Origin of the sequence: Streptomyces sp. NPDC048521 (assembly GCF_043199855.1) — a bacterium.
Taxonomy (GTDB): domain Bacteria; phylum Actinomycetota; class Actinomycetes; order Streptomycetales; family Streptomycetaceae; genus Streptomyces.
This window is the reverse complement of sequence record NZ_JBICWR010000014.1, coordinates 120213-138813: the sequence shown is the minus strand read 5'-3', so window position 1 is coordinate 138813 and position 18601 is coordinate 120213. Positions and strand designations below refer to the sequence as shown.

Genomic DNA, 18601 nt, shown 5'->3' with positions numbered 1-18601 from the left:
CTTCGGATGGTCGGCTTCCGCGCTGCTCATGACCGTGCGGACATCGCCGCAGGCGCGGCGGTTCCGCGGACATGAAAAAGGACCCCTGAGGGGTCCTCGTTCAGCGTGCTCCCCCGACTGGACTCGAACCAGTAACCTGCCGGTTAACAGCCGGCTGCTCTGCCAATTGAGCTACGGAGGACCGAAGCTCCCCCGACTGGACTCGAACCAGTAACCTGCCGGTTAACAGCCGGCTGCTCTGCCAATTGAGCTACGGAGGATCGCCTCGATTGCATCGAACGTACCTACCTGGGTATTCGCCAGGGGGCGGGCGCTCGCTGCGACACATACATTAGCGCAAGCAGGGGGGTGCTCCGCCAATCGGTATCCCCCGGCGCCGACGCCGCACCAGACACCTAGGCAAAGGGAAGGGTGGCAGCCATGCGCTACCGGCTCACGTTCGTCGCCGGACTGGCCCTCGGTTACGTACTCGGCACGAGGGCCGGTCGCGAGCGCTACGAGCAGCTCAAGAAGTCCGCTCAGCAGATCGCGCGGAACCCGGCCGTCCGCAACACCGCCGAGACCGCGGCCCAGCAGGGCCGCGTCTACGCCGGCAAGGCCTTCCACACGGTCAGCGGCAAGGTCGGCGACCACGTCCCGGCCTCGGTGGCCCAGCGGGTCCGCTCGCTGCGGGACCGCACCATCAACGGAACCCCTGAGGACGACTGGGGCACGAGCAACACCTGAGCGCCCCCTGGCAACGACTCCCCCGGGGCGCGGGGAAACGGCGCGACCGGTCCGCACCGGTGCGACGCACCACCGCCTCCCGCGGACGCCGATCCGCCCTCGGCCGAAGCAGGCGCTGCGGTACGGCAAAATTCTCGGTATGGGGATAGTCGCCGGCTTGGACAGCTCACCGGACTTCACGCGCATCGTGGTGTGCGACACGGACACGGGCGCCGTGCTCAGGCAGGGGTACGCCCCGCATCCGGTCGAGCCGCCGGCAGGTACCGGCGGGCGGCCCAGCGACGTGGATCCGCAGGCCTGGCTGCTGTCCCTGGGCGAGGCCGCGGGCGGCGGCCTGCTGGAGGGCGTGCAGGCCATCGGCGTCTCCGCGCAGCAGAACGCGCTGGTCCCGCTGGACGCCCAGGGCAACACGGTGCGCCCGGCGATGGTCGGCGGCGACAAGCGGGCGCAGGTCGCGGCGGCCGACCTGATCGACGCGCTGGGCGGCAGGGAGGCGTGGGCGCAGGCGGTCGGCTGCGTCCCGCAGGCCGCGCAGCCCGTGACCAAGCTGCGCTGGCTCGCCAAGAGCGAACCCGAGAACGCGCTGCGGACGGCCGTACTGCTCCAGGCGCACGACTGGCTGGTGTGGCAGCTGCTCGGGCGGCCCGTGCGGCGCACCACCGATCGCGGTGGCGCCTCGGGCACCGGGTACTGGTCCGCGGCCACCGGCGCCTACCGGCCCGATCTGGTCGAGCTGGCCCTCGGGCACCATGCGATGCTGCCCGAGGTGATCGGCCCCGCGGACGCGGCCGGTACGACCCCGGAGGGGCTGCTGATCTCGGCCGGGACCGGGGAGACCATGGCCGCCGCGTTCGGGCTCGGGCTCGGGCTCGGGGACGCGGTCGTGTCCCTGGGGGCGTCCGGGTCCGTGATGGCCGTGCACCCGGAGGCGCTCGCCGACCAGTCCGGGATGATCACCTCCCTCGCCGACGCCACCGGCCTGCACCTGCCCGTCGTCACCACCCTGAACGCCGTACGGACCCTGCGCGGCACCGCCGAACTCCTGGGGCTGCCGGACCTGGAGAGCCTGTCCGAGCTGGCGATGAAGTCCACGCCGGGGTCCCACGGGCTGGTGCTGCTCCCCTATCTGGAAGGCGAGCGGACGCCGAACCTGCCGCACACCGCCGGGACGCTCGCGGGTCTGCGACGCGAGTCGATGAAGCCCGAGCATCTGGCGCGGGCCGCGTTCGAGGGCATGCTGTGCGGGCTGGCCGACGCGCTGGACGTGCTGCGCGGGCGGGGCGTGGACGTGCGGCGGATCTTCCTGCTGGGCCCGGCCGCCGAGCTGCCCGCCGTGCAGGCCGCGGCACCCTCGCTGTTCGGCACGCAGGTCGTCGTACCGCAGCCCGCGGACTACGCGGCGATCGGCGCGGCCCGGCAGGCCGCGTGGGCGCTCGGTGTGTCGCAGGGCACACTCGACCCGCGCACCCCGCCGGCCTGGCAGGGCGCGGCGGCCCAGGTGCTGGAGCCGGGCGACGAGCTGGCCGTGGGACAGGCGGTGCGGCAGCAGTTCACGGCGGTGCGGGAGCAGACCCACCCCGGGGCCTTCCACCAGTAGTGCCGCGGACGGTACCGCGACCCCGCGAGCCCGTGCGGGTGCCGCTCTCGGGTTAATCGGTTGAGGTAACGCGGGTGGAGTGTCCGACGATAGGGGCCAGGGGGCACACCCCCCCACCCCTCCCGCCGACTCCGAGAGACAAGCGTGCTCATACGACTTCTGCGGACCTATCTCAGGCCCTACAAGAAACCCATCGCCTTCCTGGTGCTGCTGCAGTTCCTGCAGACCTGCGCCACCCTCTACCTGCCCACGCTCAACGCGGACATCATCGACAACGGTGTCGTGAAGGGTGACACGGGTTACATCCTGTCCTTCGGCGCCCTGATGATCGGCATCTCGCTGGCGCAGGTGGTGTGCAACATCGGTGCCGTGTACTACGGCGCCCGGACCGCCTCGGCGCTCGGCCGGGACGTGCGCGGCGCGGTCTTCGACCGGGTGCAGTCCTTCTCCGCCCGCGAGGTGGGTCACTTCGGGGCGCCCTCGCTCATCACCCGTACGACGAACGACGTACAGCAGGTCCAGATGCTGGCCCTGATGACGTTCACGCTGATGGTGTCGGCGCCCATCATGTGTGTCGGCGGCATCGTGCTCGCCCTCGGTCTGGACGTACCGCTGTCCGGGGTACTGGTCGCGGTCGTCCCGGTGCTCGGCATCTGTGTGACGCTGATCGTGCGCCGGCTGCGGCCGCTGTTCCGGACCATGCAGGTCCGCCTCGACACGGTGAACCGGGTGCTGCGTGAGCAGATCACCGGCAACCGGGTGATCCGTGCCTTCGTCCGGGACGACTACGAGCAGGGCCGGTTCGGGAACGCCAACGGCGAGCTGACCGAGATGCAGCTGGCCACCGGCCGGATGCTCGCCCTGATGTTCCCGATGGTCATGACGGTGGTCAACGTGTCGTCCATCGCGGTGGTGTGGTTCGGCGCCCACCGGATCGACAGCGGCGGTATGGCGATCGGCGATCTGACCGCGTTCCTCGCCTATCTGATGCAGATTGTCATGTCTGTGATGATGGCCACCTTCATGTTCATGATGGTGCCGCGCGCGGAGGTGTGCGCCGAACGCATCCAGGACGTCCTCGGCACCGACTCCAGCGTGGTGCCGCCGGTGGCGCCGGTCACCGAGCTGCGCCGGCACGGGCATCTGGAGATCCGGGGCGCGGGCTTCCGCTATCCGGGTGCCGAGGAGCCGGTGCTGAAGGGCATCGACCTGCAGGCCCGGCCGGGTGAGACGACGGCCGTGATCGGCTCCACCGGCAGCGGGAAGTCGACGCTGCTCGGGCTGGTCCCCAGGCTGTTCGACGCCTCCGAGGGCGAGGTGCTGGTCAACGGCGTGGACGTGCGGAACGTCGACCCGACGCTGCTGGCGCGGACGGTCGGGCTCGTGCCGCAGAAGCCGTACCTGTTCGCGGGCACGGTCGCCACCAACCTGCGCTACGGCAATCCGGACGCCACCGACGAGGAGCTGTGGCACGCACTGGAGGTGGCGCAGGCCGGGGACTTCGTGCGGAAGCTGGAGGGCGGCCTCGACGCCCCGATCGCGCAGGGCGGCACGAACGTGTCGGGCGGCCAGCGGCAGCGCCTCGCCATCGCCCGCACGCTGGTGCAGCGCCCGGAGATCTACCTCTTCGACGACTCCTTCTCCGCGCTCGACTACGCCACGGACGCGGCGCTGCGCGGCGCGCTCGCCGAGGAGACCGCCGAGGCGACCGTCGTCATCGTCGCCCAGCGGGTGGCGACCATCCGGGACGCCGACCGGATCATCGTGCTGGACGAGGGCCGGGTCGTCGGCTCCGGCCGGCACCACGAGCTGATGGCATCCAACGAGACCTACCGGGAGATCGTGCTCTCCCAGCTGACGGAAGCGGAGGCCGCCTGATGGCCGGGCCCATGCGCATGATGGCCGGGGGCGGCCCCGATCAGCGCTCGATGGACTTCAAGGGGTCGGGCAAACGGCTCGTCGCCCGGTTCAAGCCCGAACGGGTCACCCTCTACGGCCTGCTGTTCTGCACGGTCGTCAGCGTGGGCCTGAGCGTGATCGGCCCGAAGATCCTCGGCAAGGCCACCGACCTGGTCTTCGCCGGCATCATCGGCCGGCAGTTCCCGGCCGGGGCCACCAAGGAGCAGGTGCTCCGGTCGATGCACGAGCGCGGCCAGGGACAGATCGCGGACGCGCTCCGCAGCACCGACTTCACCCCCGGCAAGGGCATCGACTTCGCTGCCGTCGGGGACGTGCTGCTGCTCGCGCTCGGTACGTTCCTGGTCGCCGGTCTGCTGATGGCCGTCGCGACCAGGCTGACCAACCGGGCCGTGAACCGGACGATGTACCGGCTGCGGGAGTCCGTACAGACGAAGCTGTCGCGGTTGCCGCTGTCGTACTTCGACAAGCGCCAGCGCGGCGAGGTGCTGTCCCGCGCCACCAACGACATCGACAACATCGGGCAGACGCTGCAGCAGTCGATGGGCCAGCTGATCAACTCCGTGCTGACCGTCGTCGGCGTGCTCGCGGTGATGTTCTGGGTCTCCTGGATCCTCGCGCTGGTCGCCCTCGCCACCGTGCCGTTGTCGTTCGTGGTGGCCACCCGGGTCGGCAAGCGCTCGCAGCCGCACTTCGTGCAGCAGTGGCGCTCCACCGGCAAGCTCAACGCCCACGTCGAGGAGATGTACACCGGGCACACCCTGGTGAAGGTGTTCGGGCGGCAGCAGGAGTCGGCCGAGCAGTTCGCCGAGCAGAACGAGGCCCTGTACGAGGCCGGGTTCAAGGCGCAGTTCCACAGCGGTGTGATGCAGCCGCTGATGATGTTCGTCTCGAACCTCAACTACGTGCTGGTGGCGGTCGTCGGTGGCCTCAGGGTCGCGTCCGGCACCCTGTCCATCGGTGACGTCCAGGCGTTCATCCAGTACTCGCGGCAGTTCTCGATGCCGCTGACGCAGATCGCGTCGATGGCGAACCTGGTGCAGTCCGGTGTCGCCTCGGCCGAGCGGATCTTCGAACTCCTGGACGCGGAGGAGCAGGAGGCGGATCCGGTACCGGGCGAGCGGCCGCAGGAGCTGCGCGGGCGGGTGCGGCTGGAGCAGGTGTCGTTCCGGTACGACCCGGAGAAGCCGCTGATCGAGGACCTGTCGCTCACGGTGGAGCCGGGGCAGACGGTCGCCATCGTCGGCCCGACCGGCGCGGGCAAGACCACGCTGGTCAACCTGCTGATGCGCTTCTACGACGTCTCCGGCGGGCGGATCACCCTCGACGGGGTGGACATCCGGAGGATGACCCGGGACGAACTGCGGTCCGGGATCGGCATGGTGCTCCAGGACACCTGGCTGTTCGGCGGCACCATCGCGGAGAACATCGCGTACGGCGCCGCGCGGGAGGTCACCCGGGGCGAGATCGAGGAGGCCGCGCGAGCCGCGCACGCCGACCGGTTCATCCGGACCCTGCCCGACGGCTACGACACCGTGATCGACGACGAGGGCACGGGGGTCAGCGCCGGTGAGAAGCAGCTCATCACCATCGCGCGGGCGTTCCTGTCCGACCCGGTGATCCTGGTGCTGGACGAGGCGACGAGTTCCGTGGACACCCGCACGGAGGTGCTGATCCAGAAGGCGATGGCCAAGCTGGCGGCCGGGCGGACGTCGTTCGTGATCGCGCACCGGCTGTCGACGATCCGGGACGCGGACACGATCCTCGTGATGGAGAACGGGTCCATCGTCGAACAGGGCGCGCACGCGGAGCTGCTGGCCGCGGAGGGTGCGTACGCCCGGCTGTACCAGGCGCAGTTCGCGCAGGCGGTGGCCGAGGTGGACTGAGTGCGGCGCCCTCGGCCGGCGCGGGCGGGTGGGTCTGCTCGCCCGCGCTCGCCGGGTGCCGCCCCTCTCCGGGCCGGGCGCCGCCCCAGCGGCACGACCGCCCGCGGCCGGTGTCAGTCCAGATAGCCCCTCAGCTGATCCGCGAAGGCGTGGTCCCTCAGTTTGTTCAGGGTCTTCGACTCGATCTGCCGTATCCGCTCCCGGGTGACGCCGAAGATGCGGCCTATCTCCTCCAGGGTGCGGGGGCGGCCGTCGGCCAGGCCGTAGCGGAGCTGGACGACCTTGCGCTCGCGCTCGCCGAGTGTGGACAGGACCGCTTCCAGGTGCTCACGCAGCAGCAGGAACGCCGCCGATTCGACGGGGCTCGCCGCGTCACCGTCCTCGATGAGGTCGCCGAGGGCCACGTCGTCCTCCTCGCCGACCGGGGCGTGCAGCGACACCGGCTCCTGGGCGAGGCGCAGCACCTCGCCGACCCGCTCCGGCAGCAGGTCCAGGTGGGCGGCGACCTCTTCGGGAGTCGGCTCGTAGCCCCGCTCCTGGAGCATGCGGCGCTGGACGCGGACGACCCGGTTGATCAGCTCCACGACGTGGACCGGGACGCGGATCGTGCGGGCCTGGTCGGCCAGGGCCCGGGACATGGCCTGGCGGATCCACCAGGTGGCGTAGGTGGAGAACTTGTAGCCGCGCGCGTAGTCGAACTTCTCCACCGCGCGGATCAGTCCCAGGTTGCCCTCCTGGACGAGGTCGAGCATGGTCAGGCCGCGGCCGACGTACCGCTTGGCGACGGAGACCACGAGCCGCAGGTTGGCCTCGATCAGCCGGCGCTTGGCCATCCGGCCCATGACCACGATCCGGTCCAGGTCACCCGCCAACTGGCTGTCCAGGTCGGGGGTGTTGCTCAGCTTCTCCTCGGCGAACAGGCCGGCCTCGACCCGGCGGGCGAGTTCGACCTCCTCGGCGGCGGTGAGCAGCGGGATGCGGCCGATCTCGCGCAGGTACTGGCGGAACAGATCGGCCGAAGGGCCGCCGGACTCCGCCCGGGCGGCGGCCGGCACCTCGACGGGCTCGACGGGCTCGACGGCCTCCTCGATCTCGCCGGGCTCCGCCGGCTCTTCGGGTTCCTCGGCGAGCGCCTCGGCGGGCGGCTCCTCCGGCTCGCCGGGCACCGCTTCCGGGTGCAGGGCGGCACGGCTCTGCGGGGGTACGGCCATGAGGACGTCCGGCTCCGCGTCCGGCTCGTCCGCGGTGGTGCTGGTGCTGCTGTCGGTCTGGGTGAGGGTCTGGGTCTGCACGGGGGCGACCTCCAGGATGATCGCTGCTGAAGGTGTGCGGCAGCGGTACTTCGGGAGCGGAGAGTCGACGGCCTGCGCTCCGAGGACTCGGGCACCGCCCCCAGTGTGGAGTACGACACATCCCCGCCACGAGGGGCGTGCGGTGACTTTTTGCGTCCGGCCCGTGACCGGCTGGTGACCTCAGCCGGAAAACCGGACGCCCCGTTCGGCCCTGATCTGGGAGGATCCCCGGGTGTCCGGACTTGTGTACGAAACCCATGTGACCGTCCGCTGTGCCGACCCCGCCGAGACGGAGCGGCTGCGCGGCTGGGCGGAGCGGGCCGGCCTGAAGCTCACGCACATCGTGCTGGCCCGCGGCCGGATGCGGCAGCAGCCGATGCTCACCCTCGCCGGTTCGGCGTCGTACGCCGAGGAGTCGGCGCGGGCGGCCCGGACCGTGGCGGCCCTGCGGGCGGACGGTTTCCTGCCGGTGCGGGTGAAGACCGAGTCGGCGCCGTGGGCGCCGGAGGTGCCGGACGGGCCGTGCGGGGGCGGCCGGTACTTCGAGCACCACGTGAAGCTGCTGCTGGACGCCGGCACCGACCTCGACGCCCTGGCCGCACGGGTGGTGCCGCACGGCGCGCACCTGTCGTGGAACGCGCGGCGGGTGCACGGGGGCGGCCGGCACGAGCGGTTCGTGACGCAGCGCTGCCGGGACGTCTCCGGCGCGGCGGCCGGGCGGGCCCTGGAGCGGCTGCTGGCGGAGCTGGACGGACTCGACGTGCTGTCCGTGGAACGGGAGTTCGTCCTCCACGACAGCGACGAGTCGGTGGACGACGGGTGGATCGAGGAGCGGGCGGTGCGGGCATGAGCGGGACGTGGCGGGAGTTCGGGTGGCGCAGCGAGGAGGTCCCGCGGGAGCCGCTGGACGAGGCGACCCGCCGGGCCAAGGACCTGCCCAGGACGCTGACCTGGGTCTCCGGCGACGGCGTGCGGCAGCGGCCCGTCTTCGAGCCGGCGCTGAAGCAGTACCAGAACGCGTACCGGGCCACCGACCCCGTCTTCGCCGACCCGGCGCTCGGCGAGGCGTGGCGTACGGCCCGGTGGCAGGCCCTGCGGCTGGTGCCGGCGGCCATCGCCGGTTCCGCATGGGCCGACGCGGTGGTCCTGCGCGGCAGCGTGCTGATGTCGGTGTGGTTCGGGGACGCCGCCCGTGAGCCCGGTGACCTGGACTTCGTCGTCGTACCGGACACCTGGGGGATCGACGAGGAGCGGACGGACCGGATGATCCGCGGGATCGCGGAGGCCGCGCAGGCCCGGGCGGGCGAGGTCCGCTTCTCGGCACGGGACGCGGTCGTGGAGGACATCTGGACCTACGAGCGGGTGCCCGGCCGCCGCATGGTCCTGCCCTGGTCGGCGCCCGGGCTGCCCGGCGGGCACGTCCAGCTGGACTTCGTCTTCAACGAGCGGCTGCCCGAGGCTCCCGAGCCCGTGGAGCTGCCCGGCGGTGCCGTCCTGCTCGGCGCGACGCCCGGGCTGTCGCTCGCCTGGAAGCTGATGTGGCTGATCAACGACACGTACGCGCAGGGCAAGGACCTCTACGACGCCGTGCTGCTCGCCGAGCGCCACCCGCTCTCCCACGAGCTGCTGGAGGAGGTGTTCCGGCTGTCGGGCGAGTGGCCCGACCCGTACCGGCGAAACGTCCTGCTGGAGGACGTCGAGGAGGCCCTCCGATACGTCGAGTGGCGCCACTTCGTCACCGAGTACCCCCAGTTCGCCGAGCGGAGGCGGGAGTTCGCCGAGCGGCTGCTCCGGGCGGTCACACCGGCGTTCGAGGGGCCGTCAGAGGGCGGCGGCCCCACGCGTCTTTAGCGCCTGGTCGTACTGCTGCAGGACCCACAGCTCGTTCCGCGCGGCGGCGAGCTGGGCCGGATCGCCGCCCGCCTCCAGGCGTCTGACGGTGATCGCGATCTCCTGCACCCGGCGCTCCACCGCGCGGCGGCGGACGGTCACGAGTTGTTCACCCGCGTAGTTCTCGTCGACCGTCCGGCGCATGATCGCCTCGACGGCCAGTTCGGTGACCATGGCACGGACCGCGTCGTCGGGGGCCGCCTCGCGCACGCGGACCAGGTACTCCTGCGGGTCCTGCATGCCGTACTCGGCACCGCCCGCGTCCAGGATGGCCTGGCGCACGGCGGCGTAGGGGGCGGCGGTGAACTCGTCGACGCCGTACGCGTCGAAGGCCGGGGAGACCAGCTCGGGACGCTGCAGCGCGAGCTTGAGGAGTTCGCGCTCGGTGGCGTAGACGGGGTTGCGGAGCTGGAGCGCGGGACCCGCGGTGGCGGGCCGGGCAGCGGCCTCGTACGGCTGCCGGCCCGAGGGTGCCGGTCCCTGGCCACCACGGTCGCGCGCCCAGCGGGCCAGCTGGGCCACCCGCTTGACCACGAACTGGGTGTCCAGGATGCCGAGCATGCCGGCCAGTTCGACGGCGACCTCGTGCTGGGCGCCGCTGTTCTTGATGCGGGCGACGATCGGGGCGGCCTCGTCCAGGGCGGCGGCGCGGCCGGCCGGGGTGTCCAGATCGTAGCGGCCGACGATCTGGCGGAGCGCGAACTCGAAGAGCGGGGTGCGGGGTTCCACCAGGTCGGAGACCGCCTCGTCGCCCTTGGCGAGGCGCAGGTCGCAGGGGTCCATGCCGTCGGGCGCGATCGCGATGTACGTCTCGGCGGCGAACTTCTGGTCGTCCTCGAAGGCACGCAGGGCGGCCTTCTGCCCGGCCGCGTCACCGTCGAAGGTGAAGATCACGCGGGCCGAGCCGTTGTCCATCAGCAGCCGGCGCAGGATCTTGATGTGCTCGCCGCCGAAGGCCGTGCCGCAGGTCGCGATGGCCGTCGTCACCCCGGCCAGGTGGCAGGCCATGACGTCGGTGTAACCCTCGACGACGACGGCCCTGCTGGACTTGGCGATGTCCTTCTTCGCCAGGTCGATGCCGTACAGCACCTGGCTCTTCTTGTAGATCGCCGTCTCGGGCGTGTTCAGGTACTTCGGGCCGTTGTCCGACTCGTACAGCTTGCGGGCGCCGAAGCCGACGACCTCGCCGCCGATGTCCCGGACGGGCCACATCAGCCGGCCGCGGAAACGGTCGATGGGGCCGCGGCGGCCCTCCTGGGACAACCCGGACAGGATCAGTTCCTTGTCGGTGAAGCCCTTGCCGCGCAGGTAGCGGGTGAGGTGGTCCCAGCCCTGGGGGCTGTAGCCGACACCGAAGTGGACGGCGGCGGCCTGGTCGAAGCCGCGCTCGGCGAGGAAGATCCGGCCGGTCTCGGCCTCGGGGCTGGTGGCGAGCTGCTCGGCGTACCACTGGGCGGCGATCTTGTGCGCCTCGACCAGGCGGATGCGCTCGCCGCGCTGGTGGGCCGGGTTGTACCCGCCCTCCTCGTACCGCAGCGTGATCCCGGCCTGGGCGGCGAGGCGCTCCACCGCCTCCGAGAAGGAGAGGTGGTCCACCTTCATCACGAAGGTGATGGTGTCCCCGCCCTCCTGGCAGCCGAAGCAGTGGAAGAGTCCCTTGCCGGGGCTGACCTGGAAGGACGGCGACTTCTCGTCGTGGAACGGGCACAGGCCCTTGAGGTTGCCACCGCCCGCGTTGCGCAGCTGGAGGTACTCGGAGACCACGGCGTCGATCGGGACCGCGTCCCGTACCGCCTTCACGTCCTCGTCGTTGATCCGTCCTGCCACGCGTGAATTCTACGGGGGTGCGGTGACAGTCCCGGTGCGCGCGGAGGTCATGAGGTGAGGCTGCCGAGGGGTACGTGCGGGTCGGAGAGCGCCTCGATGTTCACCTGGGCCCGGGAACGGATGAGCTGCTGGATCGGCTCTGTGACATCCCACACGTTCACGTTCATCCCGGCCAGCACGCGTCCCTGCTTCACCCAGAACGCGATGAACTCCCGCTTGCCGGCGTCGCCCCGGATCACCACCTCGTCGTACGTCCCCGGCGGCGCCCAGCCGCTGTACTCCATCCCGAGGTCGTACTGGTCGGTGAAGAAGTAGGGCACGCGATCGTGGACGACGTCCTGGCCCAGCATCGAGCGCGCGGCGGCCGGGCCGCCGTTCAGCGCGTTCGCCCAGTGCTCGACCCGGAGCCTGGTGCCGAAGAGGTCGAGCGGGAAGGCGGCGACATCACCGGCCGCGTAGATGTCGGGGTCGGACGTGCGCAACCGCTCGTCCACCACGACACCGCCTCCGTGGGCCCGGTCGGCCAGCTCCAGCCCCGCCGCCTCGGCCAGGCTCGTACGCGGAACCGCGCCGATCGCCGCGAGGACGTCGTGCGCCGGGTGCTCCTCGCCGTCGCTGGTGCGGGCCGCGAGGACCATCCCGTCCTGGCCGACGATCTCGGTGAGCTGGACGCCGAAGCGGAAGCGGACGCCGTGCTCGCGGTGCAGCTCCGCGAAGACGGTGCCCAGCTCGGGACCGAGGACGCCGTGCAGCGGGGTCGGCGCCGGTTCGATCACCGTGACCTCGGCGCCGTACTCGCGGGCCGCCGCCGCCACCTCCAGGCCGATCCAGCCGGCGCCCGCGATCACGATGTGGCCGTTGTCCCGGCCGAGGTGCTGCAGGACGCCCTTGAGGCGCTCGGCGTGCGCCAGCCGGCGCAGGTGGTGGACGCCCGCCAGGTCGGTGCCGGGGATGTCCAGGCGGCGCGGCTCGGCGCCGGTGACGAGGAGGAGTTTGTCGTAGCGGACGAGGGTGCCGTCGTCGCCGAAGTGGACGGTCTTCGCCGTACGGTCGATGCGGTCGACGGTCTGGCCCAGGTGCAGCTCGATGTCGTTCTGCGCGTACCAGGCGGGTTCGTGCACGAAGACGCTGTCGCGCTCCTCCTTGCCGAGCAGATAGCCCTTGGACAGCGGAGGGCGCTCGTAGGGGTGGTCGCGCTCGTCGCAGATCAGTATCACCCGGCCGGTGAAGCCCTCCGCGCGGAGCGTCTCGGCCGCCTTCGCGCCGGCGAGGCCGCCTCCGACGATGACGAATGTCTGATCCGCGTCGACCACTTGATGCCTCCTCGTAAGGGTGCCGCCACATGCGAGCGTCCCGCACCCGGCGGGCTGCGGGAAGAGGGAGTGACCCGATCAGGCCAGCGGGGGTCACGTTCCTCTCACATATGCCCCGTCAGTCTCGCGTGCAGAGAGCGTGCGGAGGTGTCGGTGAGGGAGGCGACCTGGTCGACGATCACCCGCTTGCGGGCGTGGTCGTCGCACGCCGCCTCGAACAGTGCCCGGAACTGCGGGTCCAGGCCCTCCGGCGCCCGGGCGGTGAGCGCCTCGGCCAGCTCCGCGACGATCACCCGCTGGTCGGCGCGCAGCCGCTCCTGCTCGGCGCGCTGCATCACATACCGGTCGGCGACCGCCTTGAGCACCGCGCACTCCATACGGGTCTCGCGGGGTACGACGAGTTCGGCGCCGTACCGGGTGAGCCGGCCGCTGCCGTACGCGGCGCGGGTGGCACCCTCGGCGGCCAGGCAGAACCGGCCGATGAGCTGGCTGGTGGCGTCCTTGAGGCGGGCCTGGGCGGTGGCCGTGCCGTCGTAGCCGTGCGGCCACCACTGCTGGTCCTGGAGGCGGTCGAGGGCGGCGGCGAGCTCGGCCGGGTCGGTGTCCGCCGGGACGTACCGGCCGACGGCTACCTCGAACACCGCCTGCCGCTCCGGCTCGGCGTGCAGGCAGTCGGGGTCGATGTGCCCGGCGTGCAGACCGTCCTCGACGTCGTGGACCGAGTAGGCCACGTCGTCCGACCAGTCCATGACCTGTGCCTCGAAGCAGGTGCGGGCGCCGGGGGCGGGCTCGCGGATCCAGTCGAAGACCGGGCGGTCGTCCTCGTACACACCGAACTTCCGGGACGCCGGGTCGGTGGGGTGGGCGCCGCGCGGCCAGGGGTACTTGGTGGCGGCGTCGAGGGTGGCGCGGGTGAGGTTGAGGCCGACGGAGCGTTCCCGGGTGAACCGTTTGGGTTCGATGCGGGTGAGGAGCCGCAGGGACTGGGCGTTGCCCTCGAAGCCGCCGCAGTCGTCGGCGAACTCGTTCAGCGCCTGTTCGCCGTTGTGGCCGAAGGGAGGGTGGCCGAGGTCGTGGGCGAGGCAGGCGGCTTCGACGAGATCGGGGTCACAGCCGAGGGCCGCGCCCAGCTCCCGGCCGACCTGGGCGCACTCCAGGGAGTGGGTGAGCCGGGTCCTGGGGCTCGCGTCCCACATCTGGTTGCGGCTTCCGGGGGTCACGACCTGGGTCTTGCCGGCGAGGCGTCTGAGGGCCGCCGAGTGCAGGATGCGGGCGCGGTCGCGTTGGAAGGCGGTGCGGCCGGGGCGTTTGTCCGGCTCGGGGGCCCAGCGTTCCAGTGCGGCCGGGGCATAGCTGAAGAGGGGTGCGATGCCGGTGCCTGCGGTGCCTTCCATGATTCGACAGTAAGCGTCGGCGGTGACAAAAGGGCGGTGCCGGGTGCCTGGTCGTCTGCCGGGGCGGTTCGTCCGGCGGGTGCGGGCGGTGTGTGGTCCGTCGCGCCCACGCGGCGGCGTGGCACACCCGAAGTGGCCCCGCGCCCCTTTCACGCTTCCGGCTAGGCCGAGGCCAGTTCCGCCTGTGCCGTCGCCCGTGCCTGGTCGTAGCGGTGGAGGATCAGGCGGGCCATCGCGGGGTGGGCGCCCAGGGGAGCGGAAGCGATCCAGGGTGCCGCCTGCGCGCACTGGGTCGCGAAGCGGCCCGGCGCGGTGAAGTACGACGCCACCGCGACCCGGTGCCTGCCCCGGGCCGCCAGTGCGCGCAGTGCCGTCGGGACGGTCGGGGCCGCCGCCGAGGCGTACGCCGGGATCACCGGGACGCCCAGGCGGGCGGCGAGGAGGCGGGCGGTGCGGCGGGTGTCGGTCGCCGAGTCGGGGTCGCGGGAGCCGGCCGCGGCGAGGACGACCGCGCTCGTGCGGCGGGTGGCGGCGTCCATGGCGGTGGGCCAGCCGGCCTCGGTCAGGCGGTCGTACACGGTGTCCACGAGGAGTGGGTGCGGGCCGAGCGGGGCGGCCAGGTGTGCGCGTGCCGGTGCGGCGGCCGCCATCTCGGGGATGTCCTGTTTGACGTGGTAGCCGCGGCTGAGGAGGAGCGGGACGAGGATGCCGGGGGTGTCGCCGAGGGCGGCGAGGGTGTCCGGGAGCAGGGGCTCGTTCAGTTCGATGTGCCCCAGGTGGACGGCGAGGGCGGGGCGCAGCTCGCGTACCCGTGCCATCAGGGCCCGTGCGGTGCTGAGCGCGCGCGGGTCCCGGCTGCCGTGGGCGACCAGGACGAGGGCCGGCGGGGCGGGGCGGCGGGGTCCGGCCGGCGAGACGAGCCGGAGCCGGCCGGCCGGCTCGCCGCTGGTGCTCTCCATGAGGTGCGCCGTGCCGTCGAGGTGGACGCGGGACTGGGAGCGGGGAGGATGCGACGCCGTCATGGAACGATCCTGGCGGGCTGAGGTTGCGCCGCCGTTGCCGGGCCGTCACGGGTGTTTTCCATGGCTTCACGGCGGGCGGACGCTCAGCGTGAGGCGAACCGGATCCGGGCCGCCTGCGTCCTTCTCGTTCGGAAGCGTTCGATTCCTCCGGGGGACCGTATGAAGATCCGTCGACCGCGGCTGCCGCGTACCCGTGCCGGGCAGCGGCGGCTGGTGCAGGCCGTGATGGCCGGGTGTGTGCTGGCGCTGCTGCCGTCGACCTGGCTGTGCGTGTCGACGGCGGACCGGCTGCGGACGATCGCGGACGTGCCGCACACCGAGGTCGCCGTCGTCTTCGGCGCGGGGCTGTGGGACGGGGAGCCGTCGCCGTATCTCGCGCACCGGCTGGACGCGGCGGTCACGCTGTACCGGGCGGGGCGGATCGAGGTCGTCCTCGTCACCGGGGACAACAGCCGCGAGGACTACGACGAGCCCGACGCCATGCGCGCCTATCTGACGAAGCACGGCGTGCCGGACGCGCGGATCGTCAGCGACTACGCCGGGTTCGACACCTGGGACTCGTGTGTGCGGGCCAAGAAGATCTTCGGGGTCGACCGGGCGGTGCTGGTCAGCCAGGGCTTCCACATCCGGCGGGCCGTCGCGCTGTGCGAGGCGGCGGGGATCGACTCGTACGGGGTCGGGGTCGCTGCCGAGCATGACGTGACCTGGTACTACGGGGGTGCCAGGGAGGTCTTCGCGGCCGGCAAGGCGGGGCTGGACGCGGTGTTCCGGCCGGACCCGCGGTTCCTGGGGCCCGAGGAGCCGGGGGTGGCCCGGGCACTGGCGGCGCAGAGGTGACCCGGCGCGGCGGACGGGTGGCTGCGCGCGTCCCCCGCGCTCTCACGCGCCGGGGTTGACGCGCTCACTTCACTCGACGGTGTGGAGCAACACCCGGAGCGCTCTGCGGCCACCCGGTCGTTCGTAGTGTGCTCGGTGTGCGGCGGCGGATCGGGCCGTCCGCCGCGACCCGGGCATGCTGACGGGGGACGCCCATGAGCGGGGCGGGAGCAGGGCCGGCGCGCCCCGCTCCCGCCCTCGGCGCGCCCCGCTCCCGCCCTCGGCGCGCCCCGCTCCCGCCCTCCTCGTGCCCGGTGACGCCTCGGCGTGCCCGGTGACGGCCCGACGGAGGGTGTCCTGTGCCTCACGCCCGGGGGCGGCCTGCGGGGAGGGCAGCAGCACACCGCCGTAACAGGACGCCGCACGGGGTGTAACACGCCCGCAGCACGCTGGGCGGCATGGAGAACACCTCGACGCCCACCCACTGCCCGTACTGCGCCCTGCAATGCGGGATGACCGTCACGCCCCTGCCGCAGGGGGGCGTCGAGGTGTCCGAGCGCGCGGACTTCCCGGTGAACCGGGGCGCGCTGTGCGGCAAGGGGCGTACGGCGGCCGAGGTGCTGTCGCCGGCGGTGCGGCTGACCGCGCCGCTGGTGCGGTCCGGGGACCGGCTGGTGGAGGCGAGCTGGGCGGAGGCGCTGGACCGGATCGCCGAGCGGCTCGCCGGCACACGGCAGGAGTACGGTGCCGACGCGGTCGGGGTGTTCGGCGGGGGCGGGCTGACCAACGAGAAGGCCTACGCGCTCGGCAAGTTCGCGCGGGTGGTGCTCGGCACCTCGCAGATCGACTACAACGGCCGCTTCTGCATGTCCTCGGCCGCGGCGGCCGGCACGAAGGCGTTCGGGCTCGACCGGGGGCTGCCGTTCCCGCTGGAGGACATCCCGCGGACCGGGTGCGTGATCCTCGTCGGCTCGAACCTCGCCGAGACCATGCCGCCGTCGCTGCGGTTCTTCACCGAGCTGCGGGAGAACGGCGGCACGCTGATCGTCGTCGACCCGCGCCGGACGCGGACCGCCGAGCAGGCCGACCTGCACCTGGCGCCCCGTCCCGGCACCGATCTCGCCCTGGCCCTGGGCCTGTTGCACCTGGTGGTCGCCGAGGGGCGGACGGACGAGGCGTACATCCAGGAGCGGACCACCGGCTGGGAGGAGGCCCGGGCCGCGGCGATGGCGCACTGGCCGGAGTACGTCGAGCGGATAACCGGCGTGCCCGTGCCCCAGCTCCGTGAGGCGGTGCGCCTGTTCTGCGAACCGGAGTCGGCGATGGTGCTCACCGCGCGCGGGCCCGAGCAGCAGTCCAAGGGCACGGACACGGTGGGCGCGTGGATCAACCTGTGCCTGGCGACCGGCCGGGCGGGCCGTCCGCTGTCCGGGTACGGCTGCCTGACCGGGCAGGGCAACGGGCAGGGCGGGCGTGAGCACGGCCAGAAGGCCGACCAGCTGCCCGGTTACCGCAAGCTGGACGACCCGGCGGCGCGGCGGCACGTGGCCGGGGTGTGGGGCGTGGACCCGGACAGCCTGCCGGGGCCCGGACGCAGCGCGTACGAGTTGCTGGACGCCCTCGGCGGGGATGTCCGGGCGCTGCTGCTGATGGGCTCCAACCCGGTGGTGTCGGCGCCGCGCGCGGCCCACATCGAGAAGCGGCTGCGCTCGCTGGACTTCCTCGCCGTGGCGGACGTCGTCCTGTCGGAGACGGCGGAGCTGGCGGACGTCGTGCTGCCGGTGACGCAGTGGGCGGAGGAGACGGGCACGACGACCAGCCTGGAGGGCAGGGTCCTGCTGCGCCGCCAGGCGGTCACTCCCCCGCCCGGCGTCCGCAGCGACCTGTACGTCCTGCACGAACTCGCCGCCCGCCTCGGTGTGGAGAAGGGTTTCCCGACCGACCCGGAGGAGGTCTTCGGCGAACTGCGCCGGGCGAGCGCGGGCGGCCCCGCCGACTACTCGGGCATCACCTACCGCCGCCTGGCGGAGGAGAACGGCGTCTTCTGGCCGTGCCCCGAGGACCCGCGGCAGGCCGCCGCGACCACCTCCCCGGACGACCCGCGACAGCCCGCCGGGGTCGCCTCCCCGGAGGACCCGCAACAGCCCGCCGGGATCGCCCCCGCGGAGGACCCGCGACAGCCCGCCGGGATCGCCCCCGCGGAGGACCCGCAACGCCCGGACCGAACCGCCACCCTCGACAACCGGCCGCGCCCGGCCGCGACCACCTCCCCGGACGACCCGCGACAGCCCGCCGGGGTCACCTCGCAGGAAGGCCCGCGACAGCCCGCCGGGGTCGCCTCGCAGGAAGGCCCGCGGCAGCCGGACGCGGTGCCCTCGCCGGAGCACCCGCGCCCATCCGCCGGAACGGTCGTGCACCCCGGCACCCCGCGTCTCTTCCTGGACCGTTTCGCGACCGCCGACGGCCGGGCCCGGTTCGTCGCCGTGACCCACCGGGCGACGGCCGAGGAGCCGGATGCCGACTACCCGCTGCTGCTGACCACCGGACGGGTGGTGTCGCAGTACCAGTCGGGGGCGCAGACCCGGCGCGTGGCGGAACTGAACGCGGCGGCGCCCGGCCCGTTCGTGGAGCTGCACCCCCGCCTCGCGGCCCGCCTCGGGGCGGCCGACGGCGATCCGGTCGCGGTGGTCTCCCGGCGGGGCCGGGCCGTGGCGCCCGCGCGGATCACCGGTGCCATCCGCCCGGACACCGTGTTCATGCCCTTCCACTGGCCGGGCGAGGGCCGCGCCAACACCCTCACCAACCCGGCCCTCGACCCGACCTCCCGGATGCCGGAGTTCAAGTCGTGCGCGGTACGGGTGGAGGTCGTGGGACCACAGGAGTAGGCCGGTTCGGTCCCTGGGCCGCGGCCGGGGCGGGTG

Annotated in this window: 12 protein-coding genes, 2 tRNA genes and 1 pseudogene; 8 read left to right on the top strand and 7 right to left on the bottom strand. The window is 72.6% G+C overall.

All coding sequences use genetic code 11. The annotated features are described in order from the left end of the window. Window positions 1–108 precede the first annotated feature (108 nt). Both ACGFRF_RS29085 and ACGFRF_RS29080 read right to left on the bottom strand, forming a co-directional pair. Window positions 109–181, bottom strand: a tRNA-Asn gene (locus tag ACGFRF_RS29085). 6 nt (window positions 182–187) lie between these two features. Continuing rightward, window positions 188–260, bottom strand: a tRNA-Asn gene (locus ACGFRF_RS29080). 160 nt (window positions 261–420) lie between these two features. On the opposite strand from ACGFRF_RS29080, the gene ACGFRF_RS29075 reads away from it, so the two are divergent. The 4 genes from ACGFRF_RS29075 (at window position 421) to ACGFRF_RS29060 (ending at window position 6126) form a co-directional block, all read left to right on the top strand. Continuing rightward, window positions 421–726 (top strand): YtxH domain-containing protein, encoded by a 306-nt coding sequence (locus ACGFRF_RS29075; protein WP_393744890.1) that lies wholly within the window; start codon window positions 421–423, stop codon window positions 724–726. A gap of 139 nt (window positions 727–865) precedes the next feature. Continuing rightward, complete coding sequence (locus ACGFRF_RS29070; RefSeq protein WP_393744888.1) at window positions 866–2323, top strand: FGGY family carbohydrate kinase; 1458 nt, start codon at window positions 866–868, stop codon at window positions 2321–2323. A gap of 144 nt (window positions 2324–2467) precedes the next feature. Then, window positions 2468–4201 (top strand): ABC transporter ATP-binding protein, encoded by a 1734-nt coding sequence (locus tag ACGFRF_RS29065; RefSeq protein ID WP_393744886.1) that lies wholly within the window; start codon window positions 2468–2470, stop codon window positions 4199–4201. Then, window positions 4201–6126, top strand: a complete 1926-nt coding sequence (locus tag ACGFRF_RS29060; RefSeq protein WP_393744884.1) for an ABC transporter ATP-binding protein — start codon at window positions 4201–4203, stop codon at window positions 6124–6126. The genes ACGFRF_RS29065 and ACGFRF_RS29060 overlap by 1 nt, the downstream gene beginning before the upstream one ends. A gap of 113 nt (window positions 6127–6239) precedes the next feature. On the opposite strand, the pseudogene ACGFRF_RS29055 reads toward ACGFRF_RS29060, so the two are convergent. After that, window positions 6240–7539, bottom strand: a pseudogene (locus ACGFRF_RS29055) (RNA polymerase sigma factor). A gap of 111 nt (window positions 7540–7650) precedes the next feature. Here ACGFRF_RS29055 and ACGFRF_RS29050 point away from each other — a divergent pair. Next, a complete protein-coding gene (locus ACGFRF_RS29050; RefSeq protein ID WP_393744882.1) occupies window positions 7651–8268 on the top strand; it encodes a hypothetical protein in 618 nt (205 codons plus the stop codon). Beyond that, entirely contained in the window at window positions 8265–9269 is a 1005-nt protein-coding gene (locus ACGFRF_RS29045) for a nucleotidyl transferase AbiEii/AbiGii toxin family protein (protein ID WP_393744880.1), read from the top strand. Before ACGFRF_RS29050 ends, ACGFRF_RS29045 begins: the two co-directional genes overlap by 4 nt. On the opposite strand, the gene dnaG is transcribed toward ACGFRF_RS29045, so the two are convergent. The 4 genes from dnaG to ACGFRF_RS29025 form a co-directional block, all read right to left on the bottom strand. Further along, entirely contained in the window at window positions 9240–11135 is a 1896-nt protein-coding gene (dnaG, locus tag ACGFRF_RS29040; RefSeq protein WP_393744878.1) for a DNA primase, read from the bottom strand. The genes ACGFRF_RS29045 and dnaG overlap by 30 nt on opposite strands. Window positions 11136–11182: 47 nt before the next feature. After that, complete coding sequence (locus tag ACGFRF_RS29035; RefSeq protein ID WP_393744876.1) at window positions 11183–12448, bottom strand: NAD(P)/FAD-dependent oxidoreductase; 1266 nt, start codon at window positions 12446–12448, stop codon at window positions 11183–11185. Between the two features lie 104 nt (window positions 12449–12552). Then, complete coding sequence (locus tag ACGFRF_RS29030) at window positions 12553–13842, bottom strand: deoxyguanosinetriphosphate triphosphohydrolase (RefSeq protein WP_393744874.1); 1290 nt, start codon at window positions 13840–13842, stop codon at window positions 12553–12555. A gap of 161 nt (window positions 13843–14003) precedes the next feature. Further along, window positions 14004–14864: a sirohydrochlorin chelatase gene (locus ACGFRF_RS29025; protein ID WP_393744872.1), complete on the bottom strand. Its 861-nt coding sequence runs from the start codon at window positions 14862–14864 to the stop codon at window positions 14004–14006. 159 nt (window positions 14865–15023) lie between these two features. On the opposite strand from ACGFRF_RS29025, the gene ACGFRF_RS29020 reads away from it, so the two are divergent. Both ACGFRF_RS29020 and ACGFRF_RS29015 read left to right on the top strand, forming a co-directional pair. Further along, window positions 15024–15701 (top strand): vancomycin high temperature exclusion protein, encoded by a 678-nt coding sequence (locus ACGFRF_RS29020; protein ID WP_393744870.1) that lies wholly within the window; start codon window positions 15024–15026, stop codon window positions 15699–15701. Between the two features lie 437 nt (window positions 15702–16138). Beyond that, on the top strand, window positions 16139–18565 hold the full coding sequence (locus tag ACGFRF_RS29015; protein WP_393744868.1) for a molybdopterin-dependent oxidoreductase: 2427 nt from the start codon (window positions 16139–16141) through the stop codon (window positions 18563–18565). Window positions 18566–18601 lie beyond the last annotated feature (36 nt).

Excerpts from the sequence above, each read along its gene's own strand:
- ACGFRF_RS29015 (WP_393744868.1), top strand. The coding sequence starts at position 16,139 with ATGGAGAACACCTCGACGCCCACCCACTGCCCGTACTGCGCCCTGCAA.
- ACGFRF_RS29060 (WP_393744884.1), top strand. The coding sequence starts at position 4,201 with ATGGCCGGGCCCATGCGCATGATGGCCGGGGGCGGCCCCGATCAGCGC.
- ACGFRF_RS29045 (WP_393744880.1), top strand. The coding sequence starts at position 8,265 with ATGAGCGGGACGTGGCGGGAGTTCGGGTGGCGCAGCGAGGAGGTCCCG.
- ACGFRF_RS29075 (WP_393744890.1), top strand. The coding sequence starts at position 421 with ATGCGCTACCGGCTCACGTTCGTCGCCGGACTGGCCCTCGGTTACGTA.
- ACGFRF_RS29020 (WP_393744870.1), top strand. The coding sequence starts at position 15,024 with ATGAAGATCCGTCGACCGCGGCTGCCGCGTACCCGTGCCGGGCAGCGG.
- ACGFRF_RS29025 (WP_393744872.1), bottom strand. The coding sequence starts at position 14,864 with ATGACGGCGTCGCATCCTCCCCGCTCCCAGTCCCGCGTCCACCTCGAC.
- ACGFRF_RS29030 (WP_393744874.1), bottom strand. The coding sequence starts at position 13,842 with ATGGAAGGCACCGCAGGCACCGGCATCGCACCCCTCTTCAGCTATGCC.
- ACGFRF_RS29070 (WP_393744888.1), top strand. The coding sequence starts at position 866 with ATGGGGATAGTCGCCGGCTTGGACAGCTCACCGGACTTCACGCGCATC.